Annotated in this window: 4 protein-coding genes; 3 read left to right on the top strand and 1 reads right to left on the bottom strand. The window is 62.3% G+C overall.

The window, feature by feature from the left end:
- Window positions 1–971, bottom strand: a 971-nt coding sequence (locus tag EPO09_RS02515) for a diguanylate cyclase (protein WP_290639830.1), incomplete at its 3' end; no start/stop codon positions are given.
- Between the two features lie 119 nt (window positions 972–1090).
- Between EPO09_RS02515 and EPO09_RS02520 the strand changes: the two genes are divergently transcribed.
- The 3 genes from EPO09_RS02520 to EPO09_RS02530 all read left to right on the top strand — a co-directional run.
- A complete protein-coding gene (locus EPO09_RS02520) occupies window positions 1091–2263 on the top strand; it encodes a VWA domain-containing protein (RefSeq protein ID WP_290639831.1) in 1173 nt (390 codons plus the stop codon).
- A gap of 4 nt (window positions 2264–2267) precedes the next feature.
- Window positions 2268–4265, top strand: coding sequence for an autotransporter assembly complex family protein (locus tag EPO09_RS02525; protein WP_290639833.1), 1998 nt, complete (start codon window positions 2268–2270; stop codon window positions 4263–4265).
- A partial coding sequence (locus tag EPO09_RS02530) for a hypothetical protein (protein ID WP_290639834.1) occupies window positions 4262–7536 on the top strand: 3275 nt, incomplete at its 3' end. The genes EPO09_RS02525 and EPO09_RS02530, both read left to right, overlap by 4 nt.

Genomic DNA, 7536 nt, shown 5'->3' on the forward strand with positions numbered 1-7536 from the left:
GCCGCTTGCATCGCACCATCGTGCAGCGTGTGAGGCAGCAAGATGCAGAACTCTTCGCCGCCATAACGCGCCACGCGGTCCACCTCACGGGCCTGCGCCTGCAAGGTGCGTGAGACCGCGCACAGCACGGCGTCGCCTGCGGCATGGCCCAGGCGGTCGTTGATGCGCTTGAAGTGGTCGATGTCCACCAGCAGCACGGTGTAGGGGTCGCCGAAGCGCTGCAGGCGCTGGTCTTCGCGGTCCAGCAGGTACTCGATGGCACGGCGGTTGAGCAGCCCGGTCAGCGCGTCGTGGTGAGACAGGTGCTCCAGCCGGCGCACCAGGCGCATCACGACGATGTAGCCCAGCACGAAGCTCGCCAGGATCGACATGGCCACGCTGGAGAACACCATGGCGAACTGGGCCGCCTCGGTAGACCATCTCATCCAGGGCCAGTGCACACCGGGCGCTGTGTAGGTGAGGGCAACGAGCCCGAACACGATCACCGCGATGCTCAGCATGCCTGCGTGCATCCAGGCGGTCACGGCGTTGAACTCCGTGCGCAGCGGGGTAAAGGTCTCGCGCGCCGTGCGCCCCAGCGCCCAGGTCATGGCCAGGCTGCTGACGATCACGCCCGTGGCATGCCAGCCTTCGCGCAGGCACACGACCAGGTTGAACAGGGTCACGCCAACGACCAGGATGGTGTGCGCAACATCGGTCAGGCGGATCTTCAGGAAGAACTGCAGGCCGCGGCGCAGCGACACGGCACCCAGCACCACCAGCGAGCCGGCCAGGGCAATGCGCTGATCGGCCGTGCCGACTTCCGGCAGCACCGGCAGGGCCAGGGCCAGCCCGTTGGCCACACTGGCGAGCAGCCAGTGGCGTGCCGCCTTGCGTGAAAGCCCCAACCACGAGCCAGCCACCCACCACATCACCGTCGTCAGACAGTGAGTCAGCAGGATAAAGGCCAGCAACAAATGGCGAGCTTCCATGTGGCGACTTCAGTGATGCAACAGGTAAAACCTCAAAAGACCTGCAAGGAAACAGGACGCGTCAACACGTTTTCGGCTATCCGGGGCCAAAATACAGTTTGATTCGCAGGACCGCTTCTATGCTCATCGACTTCTTCTTCGCTTTGCGCTCCGCCCGGCTGCCGGTCACCATTCCGGAGTACCTCAGCTTGCTTGAGGCTATCAAGAATGACGTGATTGGCCCGTCTGTGGATGAGTTCTATCACCTAGCCAAGATGACATTGGTGAAGAATGAAGCACATTTCGATAAATTTGACCGTGCTTTTTCCGCCTATTTCAAAGGGGTGGGGGACGCCATCGACTTCTCCAAGGACATTCCGCTGGAGTGGTTGCGCAAGCATTTCGAGCGCGAACTGACGCCCGAAGAGAAAGCCAAGATCGAGGCCATGGGGTGGGACAAGCTCATGGATCGCTTCAAGGAGTTGATGGAAGAGCAGAAAGAGCGGCACGAAGGCGGCAACAAATGGATCGGCACCGGTGGCACGTCGCCTTTCGGGGCCTATGGGTATAACCCCGAGGGTTATCGCGTAGGCCAGGACCGTTCCCGCAACCGCAGCGCCGTCAAGGTCTGGGACAAGCGCGAGTTCAAGGACTACGACGATACGGTGGAGCTGGGCACCCGCAATATCAAGGTGGCTTTGCGTCGTTTACGCAAATTTGCACGCCAGGGCGCGGCCGAAGAGCTGGATCTGGATCACACCATCCATGCCACGGCGGCCAATGCCGGCATGCTGGACATCAAGATGATCCCCGAGCGACACAACGCTGTGAAGGTGCTGTTGCTCATGGACGTGGGCGGTACGATGGACGACCACATCCACCGCGTGGAAGAGATGTTCTCTGCGGCCAAGACCGAGTTCAAGCATCTGGAGTTCTACTACTTCCACAATTGCGTGTACGACTTCATGTGGCGCAACAACCATCGGCGCTACACCGAGAAGATCCCGACCTGGGACATCATCCGCAAGTACAACAAGGACTACAAGCTTATCTTCGTGGGCGATGCCACGATGAGCCCCTATGAGATCCTGCAAGCTGGCGGCAGCGTCGAGTACAACAACGAAGAGCCTGGTGCCGAGTGGATCTCGCGCCTGACGCACGCCTTCCCCAATTTCGTGTGGATCAATCCGGAGCCGCAAGGCGTGTGGACCTACCGTCAGAGCGTGTCCATCATGCAGCAGTTGATGGGCGGGCGGATGTTCCCCATGACCTTGCAAGGCCTGGAAGGGGCCATGCGGCTGCTCAGCAAATAAATAGATGATCGGGTTCAAGCCCAAGGGCAACAGGGTGAGCTTGGAGGCGCGGTGGTTTGGCGTGGCCTGCCTGATGGGTGCCAGCCTGCCGTTTACAGCTTCGTCCTGGGCGCAATCGGGCCCGGTGGCGCCAGCCCTTGCGGCGGCCTCTGCGGCCTCTGCCGCGTCCACGCCGTCCGAGCACGATGCATCGGCCGTGGACAACGAACCCGCGGCCAATGCGCCACTGCAGACGGGGGATGCGGCCCGCGCAGAGCGAGGCAAGCCCGTGGTCTGGCAGTTGCAGATCGATGCGCCCAAGCCGCTGGACAAACTGCTGCGCAACTTCCTGGATCTGGCCCGGTTTCAGGAAGAGTCGAACCACGATCAAAGCCTGGGGATCAGGCGCAGCGAGTTGCGTCGCCTGGTGGTGTCCGCGCCGGATCAGGCCAGGGCCCTGCTGGAGGCCGAGGGCTACTTCAATGCCCGCATCGTGACCAAAGTGAGCGATGAGGTTGAAGGCCAGCCGGTCGTCGTGAGCATGGAGGTGGACCCAGGCCCGCAAACCGTGGTCAGCAAGGTGCAGTTCGTGTTTGAAGGCGATCTGGACACGCGCCTGGCCAACAGCGATCCGCTTGCCCAAGCCTTGCTGGACAGGCTGGAGCGCAACTGGGCGCTGCCGGAAGGACAGGTATTCAGGCAGTCTGATTGGTCGGCAGCCAAGAACGGGGCGCTGGCGCGCATGCGGGCAGAAGGCTATCCCCTGGCCAGCTGGAGCGGTACTTCGGTCACGGTTGATGCACAGACGCGTCAGGCCAAGATCTTCCTGGTGGCAGACTCGGGCTCGGCCGTGGCGTTCGGGGATATCCGGGTCGAAGGGCTGAGTCGCCAGCCCGCATCTGCCGTGATCAATCTGGCGCCGTTTCACAAGGGCGATCCGTACAGCGAAAAGCAGTTGCTGGACTGGCAGGAGCGCATCCAGAAACTCAATATGTTCGACAACGTCTTCGTGACGACCGATCTGGATCCGACCCAGGCCCAGGCTGCACCGGTGCTGGTGCAACTGCACGAGTTGCCCATGCAGACGGCCACGACCGGTATCGGTATCAGCAGCAACACAGGCCCTCGCGTGTCGGGGGAGCATCTGTATCGCAACCTGTTCGGGCTGGACTGGCAGAGCAAAGCCAAGGTGCAGATTGGTCGCAAGGAATCAACCGGGCAACTCGATCTGACGTCTCACCCTTGGCCCGGTCATCAGCGTGGGCTGATTTCTGCGCAGGGCTCGTATCTGCTGGATGACAGCGATGCCGTGACCACCAGCCAGTACCTTCGGTTCGGCTTGCTACGTGAGGGCGAACGGCTGGAGCGCACAGATTATCTGGAGTTCCAGCGAGCCGAAGTGCGCTCGTCCGAAGGGCTGGTGGTGTCCAACGCCTCGGCTGTGAGCGGGACATCGCAATGGATCTACCGCGATGTGGACAGCCAGATCCTGCCGACCAAAGGTTCGACCAGCCTGGGGCAACTCACGGGCGGCAGATCTTATTCAGCCCTGGATGAACCTGGCTACTTTGGCCGCGCCTATGCCCGTGTGACCGGCTATCTGCCTTTGTGGTCGCACTGGTATGCCACGGCGCGTGGCGAGGTGGGGCAGGTCTTTGCCCGTGATGCGGTGAGCGTGCCTGATACCTTGTTGTTTCGCGCCGGTGGCGATGACTCGGTGCGCGGCTATGCCTACCGATCGCTGGGCGTGCTCAACGAAGGCGTCGTGGTGGGCGGGCGCTCCATGACAACGGGCAGCCTGGAGCTGGCCCATCCCTTGTCCAGCAAGATGCCCAGCCTGTGGGGTGCTTTGTTCATCGATGCGGGTGACGCGGCCAACCGTTTTGGCGATCTGCAACCCAAGGTCGGTTACGGTGCGGGGATACGCTGGCGCAGCCCGGTGGGGCCTTTGCGCCTGGATGTGGCCTATGGCACTGAGGTGCAGCGTTGGCGTTTGCATTTCAGCGTGGGGATCAGCCTGTGACCGGACTGTTCGTCAAGCTCTTTCGTGCCTTGATGGTCTTGCTGGCCGCCGCCGCTGCGACAGTCGGTGCGCTGTGGGCCTTGGCGCACAACGAAGCCGCTACTTCGCACTTGTTGCCCATGCTGCCGGGCATCAAGGTGTCTGGCCCTCAAGGCGCTTTGCTGGGTGACTTCCAGGCCGCACGCATTGACATCAGCTTGCCGCGTTCCGGGCGACTGACCTTGATCGAGCCCTCATGGCAGCAGTTGCAGCTGGCGCCAGACATGCATGCGGCGTGGCGCTTCGGCCTGGATGTGGCGCAACTCAAGGCTCGCAAGCTGGAGTTGGTGTGGGTGCCCGACCCGGTTGTCAAACCCCTGGTGGCACCCACGGATCTGAGCCTGCCGTTTTCCTTGCGTGTGAAGCGTTTGCTGGTCGATCAGGCGCAGAGCAGCTTGTGGGGTGAGGCCTCGCCACTGCAAAAGCTGGATGCAACTGTGGAGGCGCAGCAGGCTGGCCAGAGGCAGACAACGCATGTGGTCAAGCTGGCTCATCTCGATTGGCTGAACTGGTCGTTTCAGGGCTCGGCGCAGTTGGGGGTCAATCAAGGCTTGCCTTTGGTCGCGGACATCCTGGCATCGCAGGTACAAGCACAAACAGGCGTACAAGCAGGCGCAAAAGGCACGGCGAAGCTCCATGCCCAAGGCCCATTGGCAAGCTTGCAGCTACAAGCCCAGGTGAGTCTTCAGCAAGAAGGCCGAGCCAAGCAAGGTTTGACGCTGGACGGCGAGATCCAGTCATTTGTCGCCTGGCCCGCGTCACGCCTGACGGCTTCCGTGCAGAACCTGAATCTGGCTGATCTGCATGCGAGCTTGCCGGCATCCGTGTTGCATGGGCAAATCAGCCTTCAACCCACGCCCAAGAAGGCGCTTGAGGCCAGGCTGGATCTGCGTAACGAGCAGGCTGGGGCCTGGGATGAACAGCGCTTGCCTTTGCGCTCCCTGCGCGGCCACATGCTGCTGCCCGACGTGCATGCCGCGAAGGATCTGGCGCAGGCCTGGAAGCAGGGTGAACTGGATCTGGTCGCGCAGCTGCCTTCGGTTGCTGGGCACGCGCCCGGTGATCTGGCTGTCAACGGCGGATGGGGTGGGCAGCGCACGCTCCAGGCTCAATGGCGCAAGCTGGAGCCGCAAGCCCTGTATGGCCTGGCGCCAACGCTCCAGCTGGACGGGAGCCTGCAACTCAAGCCAGATTGGCTCAGCGTCTCCAACAAGGAGTCTGCGAGCGATTGGGCGCAGTTGCGATCGGCATTGGGCTTGAAGATGACGGGCTTGTTTGGGCCTTCGTTTTCAAATCGTCCGGCCCAGTCAGTCAAATCAATCAAGTCAAGCAACAAGGCCGACATACCGGTTAGCCTCACGCTTGATGGCCGCTATGCCCCTGGCCAGTTTGAGGTGAGCGCGCTGCGCCTGCAGGCTCAGGCCGCACAAGCTGAACTGCGTGACGCTGTGTTGCGTTGGGCTTTGCTCGGAGCTGGGAAAACGCACGAACCGACTTGGGCAGTCAAGGGCCACCTGAAGGTGCAGGCCTTCGATCCTCAGGTGTGGCTGCCTTGGCCTGCGGGCATGAATGGCCGTAACCAACTGACAGGCGAGATGGACCTGGCGCTGGACGCCAATTGGCGCGGTCAGTTGGACGTGGCCTTGCAATCGAGCCAATTGGGCGGTGTGCCCGTGAATGGCCAGGTGCAGTGGCGCTCGCCGCAGGCGCCGCAGCGCATGTCGCTGGCGCTGGACATGAGTGCGGCCGGCAACCAAATGCAGGCGCACGCTGATTTGCCTTGGCGTGCCCGCGCAGACGGGCTACCGCAGCCTATGCCGGATGCCAACTGGCAAGGTAGCGTTCACGCGCCAGCGCTCCAGGCCTTGCAGGCTGTCGTGCCCTTGATCGGTTTGCGCCAGTTGTCGGGGCTTGTAGAGGGTTCGTTCAAAGGGCGAGGCATGTGGCCGCAGCTCAATACCAATGGGCAGATGTCCGTGTCTCGGTTGCAGTGGGTCATGGCCAACGGTATGCAGATGGGCCTGGCGTCCGGGCAGGCCGACTGGTCGATGGATGGCCAATCACCTGACGCGCCATTGCGGCTGCAACTTGATCTGTCGCAATGGCAGACAGCGCATGTGCTCCTGGACAAAGCGCAATGGCGCGTGGCGGGCAGCTTGCGTCAACACGAGTCGCAGCTCGTTGCCGATTTGATCCACAAGCCACAAGGTGGAGGCAAGACCAGTCAGGTACACCTGTCCACGGCTGTGCAAGGTGGCTGGCAAGCGCAGGCCATGAGCTGGCAAGGTCGCGTCAACGAGTTGGCCATTCAATTGGCCGGACACACCCCTCGCATGCTCTTGCAAGCGCAGCCTTTTGGGCTGACTTGGCGCGATGCCCCCGATGGCCGTTCACTGCGTGTGGATCCCACGGCCTTGACGGTCCTGGGGGCCGACTTGCATTTGAGTCGCTTGAACTGGCAGGCTCCTGCATCGGCAATTGATCCGATTGGTGAGCTGGAGGCCTCGCTGGAACTGGAGCCCCTGAATCTGCCAGCCTTGTTGACCTCCTGGCAACCTCAGGCAGGGTGGGGCGGTGATCTGTTGCTCGGTGGTGCAGTCAATCTGCATCACAGCGCGCGCCAGCCCTGGGTGGTGGATGCCTACGTGGCGCGCCAGTCGGGTGATCTCAGCTTGAGCGAGCCGACCATTCAGGGCAACAGCACGCAAAAGCTGGGCATCCGCGATGCCCGCATCGCCCTGCAGGCCAAAGATGGCGTGTGGACCATGACGCAGCAATTCGATGGCCGTGTGCTGGGTGTGCTCAAAGGCCGGCAGATGGTGCAGGCACGTTCTGCCGATGTATTGCCCCAAGCTGGCGACCCTTTGTCAGGCGAACTGGACATGCAGATTGCCAATCTGCGTCCATGGGGTACCTGGGTGCCAGCGGGTTGGCGATTGACCGGCCAGATGCAGGCCAAGGCCGTGCTGGGTGGTACGTTGGGGGTGCCGCACTACACCGGGCAGATCAAGGGACAGAGCCTGGGCCTGGGGCAGGCGCTGATGGGCGTGAACCTGACGGATGGGCAACTGCTGGTTGACCTCGAAGGTGCGCACGTCAAGCTGACGCAGTTCACGGCGCAGTCTGGGGCGCAAGGCGGTCGCATCAGTGCGCAAGGAGAGGTCTTGCTCAGCGAGTCGCCCCAGGCGCAACTGACTGTCAAGGCGGAGCGCTTTGCCTTGCTGCAGCGTGT

Origin of the sequence: Aquabacterium sp. (assembly GCF_004297345.1) — a bacterium.
Taxonomy (GTDB): domain Bacteria; phylum Pseudomonadota; class Gammaproteobacteria; order Burkholderiales; family Burkholderiaceae_C; genus Aquabacterium.